At 29.6% G+C, this 22765-nt stretch carries 22 protein-coding genes; 9 read left to right on the forward strand and 13 right to left on the reverse strand.

Features of this window, described 5'->3' with window-relative positions; translation table 11 throughout:
• Window position 1 precedes the first annotated feature (1 nt).
• Both J4403_02745 and gyrA read left to right on the forward strand, forming a co-directional pair.
• Entirely contained in the window at window positions 2-655 is a 654-nt protein-coding gene (locus J4403_02745) for an HAD family hydrolase (protein MBS3167101.1), read from the forward strand.
• Window positions 645-3056 (forward strand): DNA gyrase subunit A, encoded by a 2412-nt coding sequence (gene gyrA / locus J4403_02750; protein ID MBS3167102.1) that lies wholly within the window; start codon window positions 645-647, stop codon window positions 3054-3056. Before J4403_02745 ends, gyrA begins: the two co-directional genes overlap by 11 nt.
• Here the strand turns inward: gyrA and J4403_02755 are convergent.
• Complete coding sequence (locus tag J4403_02755) at window positions 3053-3484, reverse strand: HEPN domain-containing protein (GenBank protein MBS3167103.1); 432 nt, start codon at window positions 3482-3484, stop codon at window positions 3053-3055. The two genes, gyrA and J4403_02755, sit on opposite strands and share 4 nt — an antisense overlap.
• A gap of 86 nt (window positions 3485-3570) precedes the next feature.
• Between J4403_02755 and J4403_02760 the strand changes: the two genes are divergently transcribed.
• Window positions 3571-3960 carry a hypothetical protein gene (locus J4403_02760; GenBank protein MBS3167104.1) on the forward strand — a complete coding sequence of 130 codons (390 nt, stop codon included), beginning with the start codon at window positions 3571-3573 and terminating at the stop codon, window positions 3958-3960.
• Here the strand turns inward: J4403_02760 and J4403_02765 are convergent, their stop codons facing one another.
• Window positions 3961-5196 carry a translation initiation factor IF-2 subunit gamma gene (locus J4403_02765; protein ID MBS3167105.1) on the reverse strand — a complete coding sequence of 412 codons (1236 nt, stop codon included), beginning with the start codon at window positions 5194-5196 and terminating at the stop codon, window positions 3961-3963.
• A gap of 33 nt (window positions 5197-5229) precedes the next feature.
• The gene (locus J4403_02770) at window positions 5230-5646 is read right to left on the reverse strand and encodes a 30S ribosomal protein S6e (GenBank protein ID MBS3167106.1); all 417 of its coding nucleotides are present in this window, start codon (window positions 5644-5646) and stop codon (window positions 5230-5232) included.
• A gap of 127 nt (window positions 5647-5773) precedes the next feature.
• Between J4403_02770 and J4403_02775 the strand changes: the two genes are divergently transcribed.
• Complete coding sequence (locus J4403_02775; protein ID MBS3167107.1) at window positions 5774-6763, forward strand: Fic family protein; 990 nt, start codon at window positions 5774-5776, stop codon at window positions 6761-6763.
• Window positions 6764-6773: 10 nt separating this feature from the next.
• Here the strand turns inward: J4403_02775 and infB are convergent, their stop codons facing one another.
• The 9 genes from infB to J4403_02820 form a co-directional block, all read right to left on the reverse strand.
• Window positions 6774-8531 carry a translation initiation factor IF-2 gene (gene infB / locus J4403_02780; GenBank protein MBS3167108.1) on the reverse strand — a complete coding sequence of 586 codons (1758 nt, stop codon included), beginning with the start codon at window positions 8529-8531 and terminating at the stop codon, window positions 6774-6776.
• Between the two features lie 58 nt (window positions 8532-8589).
• Entirely contained in the window at window positions 8590-9765 is a 1176-nt protein-coding gene (locus J4403_02785) for a hypothetical protein (protein MBS3167109.1), read from the reverse strand.
• 40 nt (window positions 9766-9805) lie between these two features.
• Window positions 9806-10975 (reverse strand): hypothetical protein, encoded by a 1170-nt coding sequence (locus J4403_02790; protein MBS3167110.1) that lies wholly within the window; start codon window positions 10973-10975, stop codon window positions 9806-9808.
• Window positions 10976-11019: 44 nt separating this feature from the next.
• Window positions 11020-11262 carry a hypothetical protein gene (locus J4403_02795; GenBank protein MBS3167111.1) on the reverse strand — a complete coding sequence of 81 codons (243 nt, stop codon included), beginning with the start codon at window positions 11260-11262 and terminating at the stop codon, window positions 11020-11022.
• A gap of 11 nt (window positions 11263-11273) precedes the next feature.
• A complete protein-coding gene (locus J4403_02800) occupies window positions 11274-12485 on the reverse strand; it encodes a hypothetical protein (GenBank protein ID MBS3167112.1) in 1212 nt (403 codons plus the stop codon).
• Between the two features lie 130 nt (window positions 12486-12615).
• The gene (locus tag J4403_02805; protein MBS3167113.1) at window positions 12616-13107 is read right to left on the reverse strand and encodes a hypothetical protein; all 492 of its coding nucleotides are present in this window, start codon (window positions 13105-13107) and stop codon (window positions 12616-12618) included.
• A gap of 35 nt (window positions 13108-13142) precedes the next feature.
• Window positions 13143-13403, reverse strand: coding sequence for a type II toxin-antitoxin system RelE/ParE family toxin (locus J4403_02810; GenBank protein ID MBS3167114.1), 261 nt, complete (start codon window positions 13401-13403; stop codon window positions 13143-13145).
• Window positions 13397-13663: an AbrB/MazE/SpoVT family DNA-binding domain-containing protein gene (locus J4403_02815; GenBank protein MBS3167115.1), complete on the reverse strand. Its 267-nt coding sequence runs from the start codon at window positions 13661-13663 to the stop codon at window positions 13397-13399. Before J4403_02815 ends, J4403_02810 begins: the two co-directional genes overlap by 7 nt.
• A 98-nt stretch (window positions 13664-13761) precedes the next feature.
• A complete protein-coding gene (locus tag J4403_02820) occupies window positions 13762-15072 on the reverse strand; it encodes a DNA primase (GenBank protein ID MBS3167116.1) in 1311 nt (436 codons plus the stop codon).
• Window positions 15073-15779: 707 nt separating this feature from the next.
• Here J4403_02820 and J4403_02825 point away from each other — a divergent pair.
• The 5 genes from J4403_02825 to J4403_02845 all read left to right on the forward strand — a co-directional run bounded on the left by J4403_02825 (window position 15780) and on the right by J4403_02845 (window position 20953).
• A complete protein-coding gene (locus J4403_02825) occupies window positions 15780-16685 on the forward strand; it encodes a hypothetical protein (GenBank protein MBS3167117.1) in 906 nt (301 codons plus the stop codon).
• A 190-nt stretch (window positions 16686-16875) separates the two neighbouring features.
• On the forward strand, window positions 16876-17316 hold the full coding sequence (locus J4403_02830) for a hypothetical protein (protein ID MBS3167118.1): 441 nt from the start codon (window positions 16876-16878) through the stop codon (window positions 17314-17316).
• A 139-nt stretch (window positions 17317-17455) separates the two neighbouring features.
• Window positions 17456-18094, forward strand: a complete 639-nt coding sequence (locus tag J4403_02835) for a DUF1449 family protein (protein MBS3167119.1) — start codon at window positions 17456-17458, stop codon at window positions 18092-18094.
• Window positions 18095-18177: 83 nt separating this feature from the next.
• On the forward strand, window positions 18178-20067 hold the full coding sequence (locus tag J4403_02840; GenBank protein MBS3167120.1) for a hypothetical protein: 1890 nt from the start codon (window positions 18178-18180) through the stop codon (window positions 20065-20067).
• Window positions 20068-20215: 148 nt separating this feature from the next.
• Window positions 20216-20953: a PspA/IM30 family protein gene (locus tag J4403_02845; GenBank protein ID MBS3167121.1), complete on the forward strand. Its 738-nt coding sequence runs from the start codon at window positions 20216-20218 to the stop codon at window positions 20951-20953.
• A 301-nt stretch (window positions 20954-21254) separates the two neighbouring features.
• Here J4403_02845 and J4403_02850 read toward each other — a convergent pair whose 3' ends face one another.
• Window positions 21255-22679 (reverse strand): hypothetical protein, encoded by a 1425-nt coding sequence (locus J4403_02850; GenBank protein MBS3167122.1) that lies wholly within the window; start codon window positions 22677-22679, stop codon window positions 21255-21257.
• Window positions 22680-22765 lie beyond the last annotated feature (86 nt).

Genomic DNA, 22765 nt, shown 5'->3' on the forward strand with positions numbered 1-22765 from the left:
AATGGGAACTATAGCTTTTGATTATGATGGTGTAATTGTAGATAGTTTACAAGCCGCTTATCTAGTTTGGAAAAAAACAAGTGAAGAATTAAACGCCCCAATTAAAATAAGAACCTTAGAACAATTTAGAAACTTCTCAAAAAATGATATTCTTGCTATGTTGAAGGATTTAGGTTTGCCCGAAAAAGATTTAAAAGAAAATCTAAGCAAACAAAAAGAAATATATCTCAAGGTTATGCAAATTCATTCACCTAAATTATTTAGCTGTATAGATCAGGTTTTATCAAAATTATATGAAAAATATGAATTAATTATAATAAGTGGTGCTAATCAAAAAATAATAGAACAAAAATTAAAAAATTATAAGTTAAATAATTTATTTAGTTATGTACAAGGAATTATAGATTTTAATAAAGTTAAACCTAATCCATACCATATTAATCTTGCAATGAAAAAAGTTAATGTTCACCCTGAAAAGGTTATTTACCTTGGAGATACTATAGAAGATATACAAGCAGCAGGAATAGGTAATATTATTGCTTGCTCCTACGGTTTTGGTTCTAAACAAGATTTAGAAAAAGAAAAACCTCATTTTATTGCAGATAGTCCATTAGATATACTCTCAAAAATCAAAGAAATAGAATATGCCAACTGAAATACAAAAAAGGATAATTGAAGATGAAATTAAAGAATCTTATCTAGATTATGCTATGAGTGTTATAGTTGGTAGAGCCTTACCAGATGCAAAAGATGGTTTAAAACCAGTTCATAGAAGAATTCTTTATGCAATGTACAAAGCAGGATTATTTCATGATAAAAAACATACAAAATGTGCAAGAATCGTTGGAGATGTTCTTGGAAAATATCATCCACATGGTGACTCTTCAGTTTATGAAGCATTAGTTAGAATGTCTCAAGATTTTTCATTGAGATACCCCTTAATAGATGGGCAAGGCAATTTCGGTTCTATAGATGGAGATTCAGCTGCAGCATATAGGTACACAGAAGCAAAACTAAAAAAAATTGCAGAAGAATTACTCGAAGATATAGACAAAGAAACAGTTGATTTTACAGATAATTTTGATGGAACAACCCAAGAACCAATAATTCTTCCAGCAAAAATTCCTAATTTACTTATCAACGGTTCAAGTGGTATTGCTGTAGGAATGGCTACAAACATTCCACCCCATAATATTACAGAAATTATGAATGCTCTAGTAGCAATGATTGATAATCCTGAAATTAATATTAATGACTTAATAGAAATTGTAAAAGGACCTGATTTCCCAACTGGCGCAAGTATCTGTGGAACTTCTGGAATAAGAAGTGCTTATATTACTGGAAGAGGAAGAATCGTTGTTAAATCAAGAACAAAAATAGAAGTTGAAAAAGATCAACAAAAAATTATAGTTACAGAAATTCCTTACATGGTAAATAAATCGTCATTAATACAAACAATGGCTAATTTAGTAGAAACAAAAGTTGTTGAAGGTATTACAGATTTAAGAGATGAAAGTGATAAAAGAGGTATTAGAATAGTTATAGAAGTTAAAAAAGGTGCTAGTCCCGAAGTTATTCTTAATCAATTATATAAACATACTCAATTAAAAGAAACATTTGGCGTTATTATGTTAGCTTTAGTTGATAACAAACCAGTTGTTCTAAATTTAAAACAAATGTTAGAACAATACATATTCCATAGAAAATATGTGGTTATTAAAAGAACGGAATTCGAACTTAAAAAAGCACAAGAACGTGCCCATATATTATTAGGATTAAAAATTGCACTTTCGGAAATAGATAATGTTGTTAAAACAATTAAATCTTCAAAAGATGTTAATGTAGCACGTTCATTATTAATTGAAAATTTTACCTTAACTGAAATACAAGCAAATGCTATTCTTGATATGAAGTTGCAAAAATTAACTTCATTAGAAACTGAAAAATTAATGCAAGAACATGATGAATTAATGAAAATGATTGAACAATATAAAGAAATACTTGCTTCAGAATCAAAAATATTTGGGATTATAAAATCTGAAGTTATAGCAATCAGAGATAAATACCAAGATGAAAGAAGAACAGATATTATTGAAGAATTCAAAGAAACAGATGAAGAAGAATTAATAGAAGATGAAGAAGTTGTTATAACCATCACACATTCAGGCTATGTTAAGAAAATACCTTTAGACACATACAAACAACAAAGAAGAGGTGGTGCAGGAGTTATTGCGACTGAAACAAATGAGGAAGATGTAGTAGAACAATTATTTACTTGTTCAACTAAAGATTATATCTTATTATTTACAAATAAAGGAAAAGCTCACTGGTTAAAAGCCTATCATATACCCACTGGAACAAGGTATGCAAAAGGAAAAGCTCTAATTAATTTAATTAAATTAGACCAAGGTGAACGTGTAACTTCAACTATTCCAATTAAAAGTTTTGACAAAGGTTATATTGTAATGATTACTAAAAAAGGTTTAATTAAAAAATGTTTCATAGACTTATTTGCTAATCCAAGATCAGGTGGAATTATAGCAATAAAACTTCGTGACAATGATGAATTAGTTAATGTTATTTTTACAGATGGATACAAAAAATTAATACTCGCAACTGCTAATGGTATGGCTATAAGATTTGATGAAATAGACGCCAAACCAATTGGAAGAACTGCAATGGGTGTTAGAGCAATCTCTTTAAAAGGAGATGATGATGTTGTTTCAGCCTCTATCTCAGAAGATAATACTACTGTTTTAACTATATGTGAAAATGGATTCGGAAAAAGAAGTCCAATTGAAGATTATAGACTAATCAAAAGAGGCGGTTCTGGAGTTATTAACATAAAAACAACTGACAGAAATGGTAAAGTTGTTGGTATGGTCACAGTAACAGATGAAGATGAGGTCATGTTTATTACCTCAAAAGGTGTAATTATAAGAACACCTGTAAAAGGCATTTCAACTATTGGAAGAAACACAGCAGGAGTTAAATTAATGAACTCTAAATCCAATGATAAAGTAGTAAGTGTAACTAAAATTGCTAAAGAAGATTAAACAATTAACTTTTCTGCAACAATCAAAAACTCAGAAACTAGTTTTATAGTTCTTTCAACTTCATTCTTGGCATAATCTTTTTTTTCAAGCCCATAATTAATTTCATGTCTTTCGAGTCTTAAAATATTTAGTTCATTTATAAATTTCATTTCAATCTTATTAGAATACGCTTCTTTTATATAAACCAAAATTGCATAATGGCTTCTTTCTTTAAATCCATCCTTAAAAAGTATTGCTCTTGAAGAATGAAACATAGCAGAATACGCATTAGAAACTGCATCTTCCATCATTTCAAGTTCAAAAAGTTTATTTGCTTTTTTTATTTTTTCCTTTGCAATTGCTAAAGAACTTCCAGGAAATATAAAATAATAGATTTTGAAAAGATAAAAGAAATGGGATATAGAAAAAATGTCTCTTTGTCTATTCATCTTTTTTTTAGAAAAGATATAAACCTCAACCTTTTTGCGAATATAGCCAATGGAATTAAGCTTCAAGGATTCCTTGAGGTCTCCCAATGAGAATAAAAAGACCGGACTATAAGGAGGCTACAAGTATTGCTTTAGAAGCAGAAAGACAAATGAATTATACCTTAAGTTTACAAGTTAATGATTTGTCTGCGTTTACAATAGTAAGAAATATTTATGAATGTTTTAGAATGCTTGGAGATGCATTGTTGATGATTAAAGGAATAAAAAGCAAAGATCATCTTGAAGCAATAAATGAAATTACAAAACTACACCTTAATACCAACAGACCAATAAGCGCAATAGACAATCTAAGAAGATTAAGGCACAATATAAATTATTATGGTTATCATTCAAGCATAGAAGAAGCACAGGATATATTAGATTTTGCAAAAGCTTGTTTTAATCCTGTCGTGAATGAAGTCAGAAAAAAATTATAATTACTCGACTAAGTTTCCATATCCAATTAATCTAAACCTATTTCCAATTCTTCTTGAAATAGTTATTCTATCTTCTTTATTGCAACAAATAGGTAACTTTAATTTTAACTTAAAATAATCTTTTCTTTGTTCAATTACTATACCAACAGTAGCAGATGAATTAACATTAAGCATTAAAATTTCAGCTCTTTTTACTGGCTCTACAACAGTTTCTTCTTTTACACCAACAACTCTTTCAAGTAAAATTATTTTTAAATTTATTTCCTCTCTTGTCTCAGGCATCTTACCTTCAACACCAACTATACTTCCAATCAAAGTATCTGATTTTACAATAGAAGGATCCAATAATGTCAAAAGTGCAGAACTTCCACCAGGATGAATTTCTTTTATATCTTCTTCTCCTGTTCTTAAACCAACGATTTTGGTTTTCAAAGGTTCCCAGAAAACTCTGCCTTGCCTTTCAACTTTTCTTCCAGGCTTTATAATTATAGTATCATCAATTTTAAATTTTCCTTGTTTTAATGCTCCACCTAAAACTCCTCCAAACAATTTTTCTATTTTTGAACCAGGTCTATTAATATCAAAAGACCTTGCAACAAAGAATAAAGGTTCTTTACTATCCTCTCTCTTTGGAGTTTTAAAAGTTTCTTGTATAGCATTAATTAATTTGTCAATATTAATATTAAATTGTGCAGATATAGGAATAATAGGGGACTTTTCAGCAATTGTTCCCTTAACAAATTCTTTTATTTGTTTGTAGTTTTTAATTGCATCTTCTTTAGAAACCAAATCAATTTTATTTTGAACTATGATTATATTTTTTAAACCAATTATTTCTAGAGCAGTTAAATGTTCTTTAGTTTGTGGCTGAGGACAAATTTCTTCTGCAGATACTAATAATAAAGCAGCATCCATAATTGCAGCACCAGATAACATAGTAGCCATTAATGTTTCATGTCCGGGCGCATCAATAAAAGAAACTTTTCTTACAAATACTGCATCAGAACCACAATCAGGACATTTTGCCCTTGTAACAAATTTTTTACACTTTTTACATTCATAAATAGAAGCATTTGCATAACCCAATCTTATTGTAATCCCCCTTTTAATTTCTTCAGAATGAGTGTCAGTCCATTTACCAGATAATTTAGAAACGAGGGTTGTTTTTCCGTGATCAACATGTCCTACTAGGCCAATGTTAATTTCCGGTTGTATAATTTTATCTTGTTTAGGCATTAAAAAGACCACCACTAAAATAATATTTTAATTTTATTGAGCTTCAGCTTTTTCTTCTTTAACTTCTTTTTTTATTCCTAATGCATCTTCAATAGAATTATGTCCATATTTTAAGATTTTAATATTAATTTGTGCTGTTTTTTCATGAATAGTATTCATAGCAACTCTTTTTCTTTGAAATGTTCCCTTACCTTTTTGTGTCAAACCAGTTCCTTTAATAGCTAGAACCTTTCTTGTGCCTATCCCATTAACAGCCTTAACCATAGGAAATCCACAATAATCACTTCCCCCAGTTATTTCTAATTCATACCCTTCTAAGCCTATTAGATGACCACTTATTTTATCGCCAATTTTATGGCCTACTAAGTTATTAGCATTTTCATCGGAAACTACCTTTTGGTAGGATTTATGTGATTTTGCATCTCCAATTACAACTTTAAATTCTGTCATTTTCAGCTATTGAATACTCCAATCTCTTTATAAAGATTTTGATATTAAACCAAGATTTTAAGCGTATTCTTTAACTTGTAACCCCTAAAAAAGAAACATTTATATATCTGTAACCCCTAAAAAGATTATGTTTATAGAAAAGAAAAAAATTGGAAAAAATAAATATATTTACTTAAGAATATCTTCAAGATTAGGAAATAAAACTAAGACTAAAACTGTTTCTTACTTAGGAAAAGAACCCCTTACAAAAAAACAAATAGATGAAAAAATATCTAAGATTCCTCAATCTAAAATTAAAGAAATAGAATTAGAAATAAAAAGAGATTTAAAAAATAAAGAATTTAAAATAAATGAAGAGTTTCTAACAATAGAAGAACTCAAAAGATTAGATAATATACAAAAAGAATTCTCACAAAAATTAAAAAAATTAGACGATAAACTAATTGAAGATATGTTTAAAGATTTTAAAACAAGCTATATCCATAATACTACAGCTATAGAAGGGAATACTATTTCATTAAAAGAAACTAGTTTACTTATTAATGATAACCTCTCTCCGCAGGGAAAAGACTTAAAAGAAATTTATGATTTAATTAATGAAAGAGAAACATTTAATTATATTCTTGAAGAAAAACCAGAAATTACATTGAAATCTATACTTTTAATCCATCAAAAACTTTTGAAAGATATAGATTTAAGAACAGGCGAATTTAGAATACATAATATTAGAATACTTGGTTCAGAAGTCGAAACAACAGATTCTAAATTTATTTATACTGATTTAAATATTTTATTAAAATGGTATAAAAAAAATAAACCTTTGTTGAATCCATTAATACTTGCAGCCATATTTCATGAAAAATTTGAAAGAATACATCCTTTTTATGATGGAAACGGAAGAACTGGAAGAATATTACTAAATTTAATTTTAATTAAAAATTCGTTTCCTCCTTTAATTATTGAAAATAGTAAAAGAAATAGTTATTATGAAGTTTTAACTAAAGGACATAAAGCAGACCTCAATAAAACTCAAACTGAAGAATATAAACCAATAGTTAAATTTTGTTATTTTCAATTAATCGAAACTTATGAAAAAATCTTTGCCAAATGGGGTTAATTTGTAACCCCTAAACTCCCCAAACAGGGTTCTTTTTTCTTTGTATACTTGAAATCTCTTTTAAAACTATAATCTCACTAGGAGAAATGCTGCCTTTGAGCTCTTTTAATCTTCTAAATTCTTCTTCAGAAATATTAGCATATAATAAATCACCCTCTTTTATTTGTCTTCCCACAGTAACATGGGATAAAGCAACTGCAACTTGTTGTCCTTTTACAGCTTCTTGTATAACTTTTTTATTGTCTTGGATCGTTTTTAACTCAGTTATTTCAACTAAACCATTCTTAGTTTCTTTTGCTAACTTTACTCCAGTTTGTAACACTCCATTTATAACTTCTATACCAACAACTGCAGGATTACTTTGTCTGAACACACAACCAGGTAAAATTTGTATTTTTGACGGTCTCTTTAATTCTTCTAAATCTTTTGTTTTTTCACTTGCTTCAGTTTCCTTTCTCCATAACCCATATTCATCAATTATTTTATAGATGACATCTTGTAAAATTATTTTAGGCTTATCTTGGATCTCTTCAGATTCTTTATTTAATTTCACTTTGAATCCAACAATACATTTATTCAAACCTTCTTGAGTTTTTGTTTCAATAATATCTTTTTTAGTTATTTCACCAATAGATGCTTTTTTAATTGGAATATCATGTTCTTTTAGTAATTTATCTAATGCTTCTAAAGCACCAATAGTATCAGCTTTTACAGTTATACCTTCTTGTTCAGTATCAATTAAAACCTCTTCAATTTCTTCTTGAATCTCTTCTTTATCTTTTTCTAAATTATCCACAACTCTCAAAGGCATACCCGCGATTACATTTTCTAACTCGGGTGCAGAAATTTTTACACCTGTTGCAGCAATAGCCTCATTAATAGGATTAAACTTAGCTTTAGTCATCATTTCAGTTAATGGTGCAGGAATAAGCAAAGCTTTTACTTTAGTAACTATAGGTTTATCTAAACTACCGATAATAATTGTATCTCCTTTTTTTATTTTACCATCATAAATTATGACATCAATTGTAATTCCTAAACCTTTTGTTTCTTTTACTTCTAAAATAGTTCCTCTTGCAGGACCTTTCACATTTACTTTCAAATTATTTTCAAGATATTTTTGTGCTAATCCGGTAATTGTAACTAATAATTCTTGCAAACCTGCTTTAAATTTAACAGACATCGGAACTATAGGAATTTGCTTTGTAAAATCAGAAACTCTATCAAATCTATCAGAATTTAAACCAAATTTAAATAATTCTCCAACAAATTCATACATCTTTTGTTCTAAAACATTTCTTATTGGTTCGCCTTGCTTCGAAATATCTTCTAATAAACTTAAATTAGGATTAGATCTCCAACCATTAATTAAATCAATTTTATTTAATGCAACAACAAAAGGAGTTTTATACTCTTTTAAAATTTCAATAGCTTCAATAGTTTGAGGTTTCAATCCTTCATTAATATCAACAACTAAAATTGCAATATCGGCTAAATTTCCACCTCTTCTTCTTAATGTTGAGAAAGCAGCATGTCCAGGAGTATCAATAAATAATAAACCTGGAATTTTTAAGTCTAATTTAACTTTTTTAATTAAATCAGCACACAATCTTTTTATTGTTTCAGCAGGAATAATAGACGCACCAATTGCTTGAGTAATTCTTCCAGATTCTTTTTCAACAACAGTAGTTTGCCTAATACTATCTAATAAACTAGTCTTTCCATGGTCTACATGACCTAAAACCGTAATTAATGGTTGTCTTAGCATTTTCAGTCGTTTTAAGCTTATTTTAGCTTAACAGAGTTTAAAAAATGCTGAAAACTATTTAAAAGCTTTGCTGAGATTTGCTCTTAGAAAAATGTTGTTGCTTAGTAACTATAAAACTTAATACACCTAATAATCTATTAAAGTCCAATATACCCTTACCACTATTTAGACTTACTAAAGGATTTTCACCATAACTTATGATTGCCTTTTCATACTCATCAAAAAATTGATAGACCGACATTTGTAAAACTTCCTGATAACTTTTTTTGCCTAAAAAAACAATTGTATAAACCATATAAGACCCAAGTTCATAAGTATTATAAGATTGTTTTAACAAACTTCCTATTTGTTTGATTAATTCCTCTTTAACTAACCCACTCATAGAATCATCTGGATAAAACGTATCCAAAATATCCATAAGGCCGGTCTGGATTGATTTAGTTATGGGTCTAACTTCATTATGTTTATTTTTCCATGAATCTAAAAGATAACAATATTGATGCTCATCAGAAAAAAAAGTTGCAAAACCGTTTGTATGGATTTTACGCATAATTGACGAAATCAAATCACGTATATATATGAAATAAGCACGATAACTAAAACTATTAGAAAGGTTGTCTAAACCCCTTACTAATTCAGAATCATCTCTTTTTAAACTTTTAAGCAAATTTAAAGTCACAAAGTCTGCATTTGTAAAAACTTTATTTTTAATTTCATGAATTATATGTTGTTGCTCATGTCTGAGGGCTTCTATAAGTTTAGGTTCATTAATTAAATATTTATGATTTATATCATCTACTAAAGTCAAATTAGGAATGTTTAAATAAATATTATAATCTCCTCTTTGAATTTCATTTGAATTTACCCAGCCATAATTGCCAGAATAATTTTTATTTGTATCATTAACATCTTCTAAATCACCCATAAAAAATATGCTAAGAAAGGGAACAGTCATATAATAAGGATTTGTTTTAATTTCATTCAAAACCTGCTTTATTAAATTTATTCTATGTCTTTCAAAATCTTGAGCAAAACATTTTAATTGAATATTTGGATCAACTGATGAATTTGAGAGATTATAATTCTTCTTAAGATTAGACTCCAATTTTTTAACATCAAGATTAAATTTAAAGGTTACAATCCTTAAAATAAAACCATCTAAAGTTACACCTACAATTGGTTGAGAATAATCTACTTTATTAAAAACATCTGAAATTTTATCGAATACACTCATAAAACTCTAAAAAACAAGAGTTATATATAAATATTTAGAATTAATCTTTCAAAGATTTTTTATCCACTTCTTTACTTATTCTACCTAAAATAGAATTAAAATCTAACATACCCTTACCACTATTTAAACTAACTACAGGTTCTAAACCTGATTTAGTCATAGCAGATTCATATTCTTTAAAAAATTGATAAACCGACATATATAATATTTCTTCAAAAGTTTTATTATTATAAAAAATAATGGTATAAACCATAAATGCACCAATATCATATTTTTCAATACCGCCTGAAATAGAATCAAGATATAACTTAAATGTTTTTAAATCTGATTTTGCATTATGCTTAGGAAAATAAAACAAAATATCAATTATAGACTCAAAATTCCTATTTAATTCCCTGACTGCATAATAAGCCTTCCAATAGTTATCTTTCCAAGAAGAAAAGGTATAAGTATATTTAGAAGTATTCTCAAAATATCTAGCAAATCCTTCTGTATGAATGCCTCGCATAAGTAAAGATATAGACTCTCTTAATAACATAAGACATTTTTTATAATCAAACCAACTGCCCAATAAAAAAAATTTTTTATATTCGGAGATTAATGCCTGGTGATAAGGGTATAACGCTTTATAAATCCTCTTTCGTATAATCGCTTCATCAACAAATACGTGATTTTTTATTTCGTGAATAATATGCTCTTGTTCATGCTGAAGCGTATCTCGGATTCTTTCTTTTTGCAAACTATAAATATTATCTTCTAAAGAGATATACATCAACAAAGGAATATTTAGATAAATATTATATTTTCCTTGTTTAATCTCTCTAGTCATTACCCATCCAAGTGCAGAAGACATTTTATAAAAAGAAAGCTTATCATCTAAAGGTCTGGCATCCATACCACCCATCAAATAAATATTAATACAAGGTACTTCTTTATAAAGTGGATTTATTTTAATTTCATGAATTATAAAATCAATTAATTCAATCTTAGATTTATTAAACAAACTTAAAAAAGTTTGTGTCCTTTTTTCAGTATCTTGAAAATTAAATATTTTATTTGAATATTGATTATCATATTTTAAACTTTTAATATCTGCTTTCAAAGTATTAGTAATGATATTTAATTTAAATCCGTCAAAATTTAGATTAATTTTAGAGCTATTATAATCTAATTGGTTAGATCCACCAAATATATCACTTATTAAACCCATAACTTAAACTAAAAGAAAGAGATATATAAAGATTATTGAGAATTTCACTTATTTGCAACCATTAAATAACACAAAGCCATTATTAAGCCAAAAAAGCTTGAAATCCATAAAAAAATATTATATTGCCAAATTGAATAAATAAAGGTAAAAAACACAGCAGGCATTAACGCCGCCAGTATAAGCAAAGTATAATATCTAGTATTCTCATTAAATTTAGAGCTTCTTATAGTATAAAACAATATACTTAACACAACCAAACTCAACAAACTAAATATTAAAGTCATCATTTGTTTTTACCTCATTTCTTTTTCTTAGCCAATTTCGCTTTTTTAATTGCAATTTTTTCATTAAACTTTCTTTTTAATTCTAATATTTTCTGCTCTTCTGCCTTATTTTTCTCTATTAACTTTTTTAACACAATTTCTTTCTTAATCACTTCTTGTTGCTTTTTATCAATATCTTGTTTTGCTTTCTTTTTCATTTCATCTATCTTTTTAATTTCAACTTGAATAGATTTTTTTAATTCGCTTCTAGTTAATTCTAAATCCCTTTGCTCATCTTTAAACTTCTTTAATCTTAAATTTAATTCATCATTTTCTCTTTTCTTTTCATCATAAAATACCTTCTTTTCATTAATTAAAGCACTTTTAGTTTCGTTCTTTAGTTTACTAACCTCTTCTTTATCTTTAGTAAACTGAGTTTTTATTTCTGCAATTTTTTTATTTTCAATATTAACATTTTCTTTCTCTCTATGCAATCTTTCACTTTCTAATCTTGTATCCATTTGAACTTTCTTCAAAGTTTTTTCTTCTGCTTCTAACGCAGACATTTTAGCTTTCAAATCATCTTCTTTCTTTGCAACGCTTCTTAGCTCATCTTCTAATTTTTTCTTTTCAGTTAAAAATTCTCTTCTATGACCATCAAAATCTTTTCTTTGGACTTCAATAATTTCTTTATCTGATTTGATTTTATTCATCAATTCATCAATTTTCTTTCTTTCCTCATCTGCTTTCTTCCTTAATTGTTCTAAATTCTCTTTATCAGAATTAAACTTTTGTTCAAGTATTGCTTTTTCAGCTTCAAGCTTTTTTCTTTCTTCACCCAAAATTTTATTAGTAGCATCAATCTGGTTTCTTTCTTTTTCAAACTCTATTTTTTCCATTAATAAGTCTGCTCTTTCTAAGTCTATTTTTTCCATACTCGGAATATAGATTTTTTCCATAAAATCATCTTTCTTTTTATCAAGAATATCAGTTTCAAAAACTTCGTTTTCCATTTTTTTGAATTTTTTAGCATTATATTTAATTACTCCAAATAAAACAACCAAGGATATAACTAAAATTAAACCCATTCTAAACCATGTAGGTAAAAAGAAGAATATAAAAGGCAAGGACATTAAGAAGAATAAATTAATTACTGGATTCTTCTTATGTCTCAACCTTACCAAAACTGCCAAAACTAGAATTATGCATGTTGATATTATCTGTATCCAAGTTATAGTTGATAGCATTTAATCCCTCTCTTTTATTATCACTTTACTATAGTATATATATGTTCCTATTAAATTGTAGATATATATAAAGTTTGTGTAATTAGTTTATAAAGAAAATAAATAATTTATAAATAAAAATTTTAAGAATTTATTCTAAACCTAACTTCCGATTAACTTCAGTTATCACAGTTCCGATATCTCTAGCCATTAATTTGTATAAACTATTAATCATAGCTTTATACATTGCTTCTTTTAAAGTTCCATGACAATAATCAATATTTTGTCCTATAGAAGCCAGAGTAGGCTTTACTAGATTTATTATTGGAATCCTACATCTCATTTCTGCATTTGTAAATATTTCTTTGTATTGTTCTGAAATTTCTCCTGGTTGCAACATTTTAACATTTACAACACAATAATTAGTTCCAAAAGGATTATTTTCAACTTTATATAAAGTTACAGCACCAGAATTTTCATAATAATAAAATTTTGCACCTGCACAATTTTCCATTTTTTGTTCAAAACAAACTTTATCCTCACAAGTAACTTTTCTCGCAAATAAAAGATAATAACCTACAAACAAGATTAGAATAATTAAAATGTACTTTCTATATTTTCTTAATACCTGCAAAGTATCCATTTTAATTTAAAAAGAAATTCTATTTAAAAAGCTTGCTATAAAAAAGAATTATTGTTCGTCTTTATGATAAATTTCAAGAAGATTAGTTTGTTTTCAGCAGGTAAATAAGCATAAGCTAGCCTATAAGGAGAAATATATACTTCTCTTGTTCCTTTTCGATTATATTTCATAGGTTTACCTACTTCAGGATTTTCTATGATTTTTTCAACTTGTTTAATTACTCTTTCTTTAAAGATAGGATCTTTTATTTTACTTATATTCTTTAAAAATTCTTTTTCATGCACAATATTTAACATGCATGAAGCTCCTTAAGAAATAAATCTTTAGTTTTAGTTTCAAACTTGCCCTTATCATAATCTTCCCAAGCTTTTTCAACTTTCTCTGCAAAAATTAAATCTTCTTTAAGATTTAAAGCCAAACTTTTCATACTTTTAAGGATTAATCTTCCTTCATCTTTTATAATTAAAAATTCATCTCCACAATTAATATTATCTCTTAAGGAATTAGGTATAACTATTTGTCCTTTTGTACTTACCTTAGCAATAGCATATTCCATATTCTCACCTAAGTAAGGTATAACTTACTAGTATATAAACATTTCTATTAAAACACTTCAATCAAGTATAACAAAAAATAAAAGAAAAAAATGCAGGTTTACTGTATTTCTGATTGTATTAAAATATTTACTTTACTTGTACCTGCTTTTACTTCAGTCTCCATTCCAATTATATGAGTTATGTTTGACTTTTCAGCATATTTTACAAGCTCTGCAGAAATTTTTCCATCCATCAAAACTGCATAAACTCCAGTGTTCAAACTTTTAATTGTACTTGCTAATTCAGTTACAGGAACCTTTCCAAGTATATTTAGATTTTGATCTATAATATATGCTCCTCTTGTTCCAACCAAATCTTCAAGCATTAATTTGAATTTTACACTTTCTTCAGCAGTCATAATTTGTTTTTTCTGAACAGGTTTTTTTCTGTCAAAGAAATTAGGTCTTTCTTGCCTTTCATTTGTTCTTTCAGCTGGAAATCTATCTGTTCTTCTTTGATATCCATTCTGATTATTTTGATAAGATCTTCTTTCTTCAGATCTTTCTCGATTTTCAGTTCTTTCTGCTCTTTCAGGTTTTGTAGAATCTAACTTTTCTTGTTCAATAGCTACTCTGCCTCTCAAAGCTTTATGGATTTCTTTTTTAGTTATTTCTTCAACTTCTTTTCCATCAGGAGCCCTAGCTATATAATCAACATCTGTAATTTCAGATATTTCTTTTATAATTAAATCTCCGCCTCTATCTCCATCAACAAATAAAGTCATTACTTTTTTCTCTCCAATTTCTTTAATTGAAGGAGGTATATTTGTTCCATTCATACCAATAACATTCTTTATTCCGTGTTTTAATAGATTAAGAACATCTGCTCTTCCTTCTACTAAAATAATCTCTTCAGATTCTTCTACCGCTGGTCCTGCTGGAAGTCTGTCTCTACCATACTCTATGATTTCCATCATTCTAACTGAAGCAGCAACTTCTTCTGTAATTTCTTGGCTGTCTGGAAGAACATTTTCTGTTAAATTCTTTAACAATTCTTTAGCTCTTTCAATAACATATCCTCTTTTAGAAATTCTAACATCTTCAATCTTTTCTACTCTTACTTTAGCATTACAGGGACCTATTCTTTGTATTGTTTCTAAGGCAGCACCAACAATTGCTGTTTCTGCCTTATCTAAAGAACTAGGTATAATTATCATACCTTCAGCTTTTCCACCTTTAGTATCAACATTAACTTCTATTCTTCCTATTCTACCGCTTCTTTGTAACTCTCTTAACTCTAATTCTGCACCTAACAATCCTTCTGTCTGGCCAAAGATAGCACCAATAACATCTGGTCTCTCTACTACACCTTCAATTTGAATATTAGTGTGAATTATATATTTTGCACTTACTGGGCTTATTTTTCCCATCGTAATCCCTCCTAGGTTTACACAGAACAAGTTTAAAGCACTAAACAACAACAAATTAAAAACTATTTTTTGAACTATTAGTTTTTGCCTTTGATTTTCTTGTTTTTTGCTTTATTTAGGGTTTAAAACCCTTAATTTACCTTAAATGATTAAATGAATAGTAAATTTTACTTGTTCTTGATTTTTAAGTATAATTTGACCTGACATTAACTCCCAAGGTTCATTGCTTGGCAGGTTGCCGTACTCCGTTGAGTCTTTCTCATGGCAGGCCTTAGACTTTTCATGTACTTTTCAGTTTATAAAGGTTTCCATTTAAGCCTTATAAACTCATTAAATGGCCTTTTTACAGTTTATAACACCCATTTAACCTCAGTTCACATTAGTTTTAAAAGTTTATCCCTCGTAACCAATAAGTAATAAAAACACTACACCAATTGTTTAACATTAATTTAAACCTTTTTTAGCTCTACTAAAACAAATACTAAAATTAATGTGAAAAATCACTTTAAAAAAAGGATTTTTTAAAATAACAATTTGAAGACATAAATAGGGAAAACCTTGCACAAACAGTTATTCCAAATTATGTTATTTTACTTAGTTCTAAGTAAATCTAAGTAAATCTAAGTAAATTAAGTTGAATCTAATTTCTAAAAAATAAAGGGAATATCTTGGAATAAGATAATTTATAATTTTAAGGAGGAAAGAATATGCAGTCACTAAATCTAGGTCATTTAATTATTGCTTTCAATGTATTGGGTATATTAGGCATTCTAATTTTGTTAATTGCCTATCTGCGCGAAAAGAAGTCTAAAGAAAATTCAGAAAAAACTATAGTCAAAGAACAGAAACATTCTTCAGAAAATCCTAACTCTAAAAAGGCAAATCATAAAAAAGATCTTGAAGAATTAGATCAATTGTTGAAAAGCGAAACTCCTAGAGAAGAAATACATTCAGAAGACTTTTCTACTCAAAATCTGGAAATAGAAATCCTTTCTGAAAAAATAATTGATGAAATTGAAATAAAAGATGAATCAGAAGAAGTCTTCTTAGATTTGAGCCAAAATAATGAAACAACAGAAGAAGAAAACAATGAAAATAGGGCAAAGGGTAAAGATGATGAAGAAAGCGAACAAGAATATGAAGAAAAGGAAAGAACCTATACATTATCCCTTCATATAGCCCAATATGCTTCTATCGAAATTATACCTGAAGACCGTATGGAAAATTTAGTTATTTACCTCGGACCAAATTTTATAAGAACTTCAGAAGGCCAAATAGTTATTGTGGGTGTTTCTTTTTTAATCATAAATCCATCAGATGCAACAGAACGTTCAATCAAAAATCTTACTACGGGTTTAATAAATTCAGACTCAACTCTTGAGAAAAAAATAAACATAACCTCTTTAATTATCGAAAACCGAGAAAATAGTGAAGAAATTTCTAGTGAAGAAGAAGTAGAATATCTTTTAAAAGATTTAATTGGAGATGCAGATGAATTAGAAAGAATAGTAGAAGACTCATATGACTGCGCTTTCAAAAAAATCTTCATTTCTAACATAGATTTCAATGATCAAAGCATTACTTTAGAAATAACATTCAATCTCACTGTATAAAGGGGGAATCAAAATGAGGATTATCTTCTTTTTTTTGCTAATTCTTAATCTATTAATTAAATTAGCACACTTTGTTTATGTAATATCCAGAAAGCCTAATCCAACAACAATCAAATTTAATTCAAGCTTATTTATAAGCGTCTCATCATTAAGTGTTTTTTTAGTACTCTTACCTTTCATATATCACGGTATGAGATATGGCGTTTTTACTCACCCTATAATCTTGCAAACAAACATACTTTCAGGTAATACAACGTCAAAAATAATTTTATCTTTTGGTGAAAATGAAAGGCCAAGAGTTTTTATTGCACAAGAGCTTCAGAAGCAAATAATCATCCCAAACTCAAATGTTCTTCTTACATATTTCAAAGAAAACAAAGAAATATTTAAGGAAAAATATAAACACAAAAAAGAAGCAAATAAAAAAGCTCTAAAATGGTTCAAAAGAAAATTAGAGAAAGAATCTATGGCAGATTTCAATTCAGCTACAGATGCTATGAGTTCCTATTCAGATTATCTTGACAGGGAATATCAAATTAGAAAAAGTTGGGATCCAAAGGCAAGAATAGAAATGGAAAGAGAGGTAAGAATTGAAAAAAAAGAATCTTTAAAGGAAAAAAAGTCGCAATAAATTTCTTTGTAAAATCTTTGTAAAAATTTCTTTGAATTAATTTAAATTTTAAAATCAAATTTATTTATCAAAGGAGGTGAAAAAAATGAGTTTTATTTCATTCTTGGGTCTCGATTACAACCTGATATACACAATTCCAATGATGATAAGTGTAATGCTCTTTTTAATCCAACTGATGTTCCTGCCCGGTGGAGATCATAACTTGGATCATGATGTTAGTCATGATGTAGATCACCATTTTGATCATGATGCAAGCCATACCACCGTTCATGAAATAGGGCATGAAATGTACACTGAAGGAAGTATATTAGATCGTGCATTTAGCTTTCTCAACTTAGGGAAAGTTCCATTTATGTATGGTCTTGTCTGCTTTTTGTTATCTTGGGGTTGCTGTGGATTATGCATCAACTGGTTATTTCCTTTTAAGAATGTCTCTTCTCTAATAGTTTCAATACCTATTTCAGCAATAATAGCGATATTCTTTACAAAAACAGTTGGTGCAATTCTTGGAAAATATCTTCCAAAATATGAATCTGCCGCATATGACTCACTCGCACTTATTTCAAAAATAGGTACTATTGTGAGTCCTGAAATAACTTCCACTCATCAGGGCAGAGTTTTAGTTGTTACACCAACTAACGAATATCAGTCTATATTTGCAAAAACTTCTGGTAAAACCTTGAAAAAAGATGACAAGGTTATAATTATTGATTATGTTAAAAAAGAAGAATTGTATATTGTTGACATCGTAAACGAACCCGCATTATTAAAAAATTAGCACAGTGCAGGTAAATTTCTAAACGAATTTCTTTCTTTCCAAAAAATATCTTAAAAAAATCTATTTATAGGAGGTTCGAAATTATGATTATTTCAGGTCTCATGCTTGCATCCACTGCGATTGTGCTTATCCTCTTCCTGGGGATATTAATCGCAAAGTTCTACAAACGAGCCAGTGCCGATATGGCTATTGTAAGAACGGGTAATGGTAAGATGAAAATCTGCATGGATGGGGGTATATTCGTCATCCCTCTGATTCACAAGTCATTTGAGATCAACCTCAAGACACTGCCTGTTGAAGTTGACCGCAATGGCTCAGAATCATTAATCACAAAAGACAACCTACGTGCAGATGTAAAGGCAATTTTCTATGTAAGAGTAAGCACTGAAGATACGCAAATCACAAGTGCTGCAAGAACCTTGGGTTCAAAAACCCTTAACATCCAAGAGATGAAAACCTTCATAGAAGACAAACTTGTCGGCGCACTAAGAGCCATCGCAGCAACAAAAGATCTCACAGATCTCAATTCCAAAAGAGAAGACTTCGCGGAATCTGTCCAGACAGCGCTGAAAGATGAACTTCTCCAGAACGGCATAGTCCTAGAAAGTGTCACAATCGCCAATCTTGACCAGGCAAAACTTGATGATTTCAGGCCTGACAATATCTTTGACTCAACAGGAAAAAAGAACGTGGCAGCCATTGTCCAGGACAACAGAAAACTGGAAAATGAGATTGTCCGAAAAGCAGAAGTGGAAATCGAAAAAAAGAACGTTGAGACAAGGAAAAACGTCCTGGCTCTTCAGCAGGATCAGGCTTTTGCCACAGCAGAACAAGATAAAGAAATCCGCTCAAAAAAAGCTACACAAGATGCAGCTGCGAAAAAGATAGAAGCTGAACAAGCGCAAACAGCTGAAGTTGCAGTCATTGAAAAGGAAAAAACGGTTGCATTAACCAGCGTTGAAAAAGACAAAACTGTACGTGTCGAAACTCAGAACGCAGACAAAGCTGCACAGGTAGCTGAAGTTGAAAAGAAACAAGCTGTGGAAATCGCGGTAATCGCGAAAGAAAAACAGGTTCAGATATCAGAAAAAGAAAAGGAAATTTCAGTGCTCCAGAAGGAAAAAGAGCGCGTAGAAACTGCTGCCGAAACTGCCAAAGCTGACGCAGAAAGAGTGAAAGCTGAACAAGCAGTTCTGACAATCACCAAGGTCGCCGAGTATGATAGAGAAAAACAGGCAGCAATAATCGAGCAGGAGAAAAAATCAGAAATTGGCAAGATCGAAATAGTTATTTCAGCAGACGCAGAAGCAGAAAAAATTATGAAGATCGCAAAAGCAAAACTCGATGCTGCAAAAATGGATGCTGAAGCAATCAAGGTCATTGCCGAAGCAAACAGAGAAAAGTTCACCGTTGATGCAAAAGGCAAAGAACTCATGGTGGGAGCAGAAAACGTGATTTCTAATGAAAGACTCATGCAGTTAACTGCAATGAGCTTCATTGAAAAACTGCCCAGCATCATTGAGAAACTCGTGGAACCTGCCAATTCCATCGATGAGATGAAGATTCTCAACATCAACGGTGTAGGAAGCGGAATTCCTGGAATATCTGGTGGCGTAGGGAACGACGGCACAACAGGTGGAACAAATTCATCAACACCTAACATCATCAGCAATATCATATCCAATGTCGGCCAGGTCGGACTATTCCTTCCGGTATTAAACAGCCTTATAAAATTCGCGAGGGAAAATCAGACAAGTTTAATTAACACTATTAACCGGCTGCCCTTGAGTGATGACGTAAAAAAAGCACTCCCAAGCATTCTCAATCATTTCGCTCCAGGCCTTGTTCCAACTCTCGAAAAAGAAATCGCTGCGCCTGAGAAAAAGGACGAAGCCACAGAGCCCACAGCAAAAGGAAAAGATAAATCTAGTACTCCTACTCCTACTACGCAGCAGCCGGAAAAAAAGAAATAGTAGCTCAATTCTTACAAGAAATCCAATCTTTGCTTTTTGCTTAGACTTTTCCATTCCCTTTCTTAATTGATTTACTTTGTCTACTTATTAAAATTTATAATTCTAAAAATTGTAAATTTAATATTAATAGGCTTAGCCAAAATTAATTTTGAAAGGAGACTATAGTAAAGGAGGTGTTATCATGGGCAAACTTCTCAAAAGACTTGGCAGAATTACTTCTGCTAAGATCGAAAAACTGATTTCTGCAATGGAAACGCCGGAAGAAATCATTCCCCAACTCCTTGAAGAACTCAAGAAAGAAGGCGTAGAAACGGCTAAAAATGCACTAGCTACTGCGCTCTCAACTCAGAAGAGAAGGGAAATAGATGTGGCAGGTCTTAAAGATAACATATCTATTCTTCAAAACGGTGCGGAAAGTTATGTTGCTAAAGGTGATGAAGCTTCTGCGCGAAATGCCATTAAACAAAAAAATCAGCTTTCCAAAGATCTCAAGATTAAAGAAGGCCAACTCGAACAATCAAAGCAATCAGCTGAAGCAGCCAGAAGTATTTTGACTGAACTTCAAGCTTCTATCGCACTTCTCGAAGAGAAGTATAATGAACTCAAAACCCGCCATACTGATGCTGAAGCCACCGAAGCAGTTTCAAGAAAAGTGGGTGACAGTTCATTAAAGGGAAGCGGAAGTGTTTCAGAGTTGGACTCACTGCTCAAAAGATTTGAGGAAGAAGTTACTACTGCTGAAGCCATGAATACCCTTAATACAGAAAAAGGTCCTGAAAAGCAACCTGACATGGTTGAAAAACTCAGGAAAGAATCTGAAAGTCAAATGGTAGAAGACGAGCTTGCTAAAATCAAGGCAAGAAGTCAAAAACCGGCAGTGCAGTAATCTCGCAGTAAGATTCACTGTTCACACTTTTTCCTAACTGGAAAATCTAATCATTAAGCATTTGAAAACCCCCTTGATTCTACCAAATTCATAGATTTGGCAAGGGGAGTTTTTTTTCTTTTTTTCTCTCCTAAATCTTAACAATAGTTAAATTAGAACTATTTAACTTAGTTTCTTTTTTAAGAAAGGGAGTTTATTATTTTAAAAAATAAAATATAATTCATATCACAAAAATAAAATTATTTATCAAATCACTCTTTCATTGAAATTAAAATAAACTTTAGAATTATTAAAGGCAATCTTACTCTTTCACACCAATAAAGAACTTTCCAGAATGTGCAATCTTTTGTCTATTATTTTTCTCAGTATGATACTTTACATATGCTGAAGGTATCTTGAATTTACCAATAATATCAATATTAGTATTAATCTCATATGAAATTACTCTTTCTTCACCTGCTTCTAAGAAAGGTATTTCCCATAAAACTCTATTATAATTTCTTCCATGTTCAACTCTCAAAGGTTTAATAGTTCCATAATGTTTTCCCGGCCCAATTAATTCAGGCAATCTATCAACAACCATTAAATTTTTAACACTTCCAGGACCCCTATTTTTGATTAAAAGCATAATTCTTGCACCTTTTATACCTTCTTTAGTTCTACTTATATTAATCACTTTTTTAGTAATAGTAACTCGTCTAGTAAATCTTAAGAATAACCACATCGCAATTAAAATAATTACTAAAACAATTAAAACAAACCATAAATAATTAATTCTTACATTTAATTCAAACTTTTCACCAGGTTGTAAAGCAATTTGCCAGATATAGATATATCCACTTCCATCTTTTTGTATTGAATCTGGGGTCTGTGAAAATTTAATAAACAATTTTTCAAAGCTTGAAACAGGTATTGAAATACTCTCTCTTTGAACAACATCACCTTTATTTTCTTTACTTATCCTTATTACTTTAGAAAATAATCCTTTCTCAACAGTATAATCATTTTTTTGATTTAAAGGATTAACCAATTTCAAACTTGACTCAGCACTACCAATTAAAGTTTTCTTGTAATAGGCTTTTGCTATTAGTTTATAGAATCCTTCTTCAAAGTTATTTTCAATATTAACATTTGCAATTTGTTGGTCTTTTTCTTTAGCATCAATTGAAATCTCTTTCTCATTTCTAAACAATTCACTTTCTAAAATAATATTTATTTTATTTAAATCATAATCTTGAGTATTAGTTACATCAAAAGAAATAATCTCTTCCTTACCTGCTTCTAACACAACTGTCTGAGGAATTTCAATATACAGAGCTTTATTTTCAGGAGGAACTAAGTTTATATTTAATATTACATCTTTACTAAATAAACCATCCTTAGTAGCCACATTAACAGATAAAGAATAATAATCTATAGGTAAACTCTTAACAGGATACGCACTTACAATACTTTTAGCAGCAGAATTACCTTGTAATTTTAATATATACGGTTCGGGGGTATCTATTCTCCACTTACCGTACTGTTGTTGGGGAGTTATTATGATCTCGCGAGCCATTGCCTCATTATTAATTATATTTAACTCAAATTTAGCAATACCATTCTCAGAAATCTCATTAACTATAGCTTTATCTTCAACAATTATATCATAATTTGCTAAAACTATACTTGAAAGTAAAACTAACAAAACTGCAAAAATAGGCAATTTAAAGTTTGTTTTTGACATCTAATATTTAGTCTCAAGACTTATATATAAACATTTTGATTGTCTCTAAAAGCCCAAAAAACAGTGACAAAAGCTTTTTATATTAC

It is taken from the genome of Candidatus Woesearchaeota archaeon, from assembly GCA_018302225.1.
Classification (GTDB): Archaea; Nanobdellota; Nanobdellia; order SCGC-AAA011-G17; family JAGVZY01; genus JAGVZY01.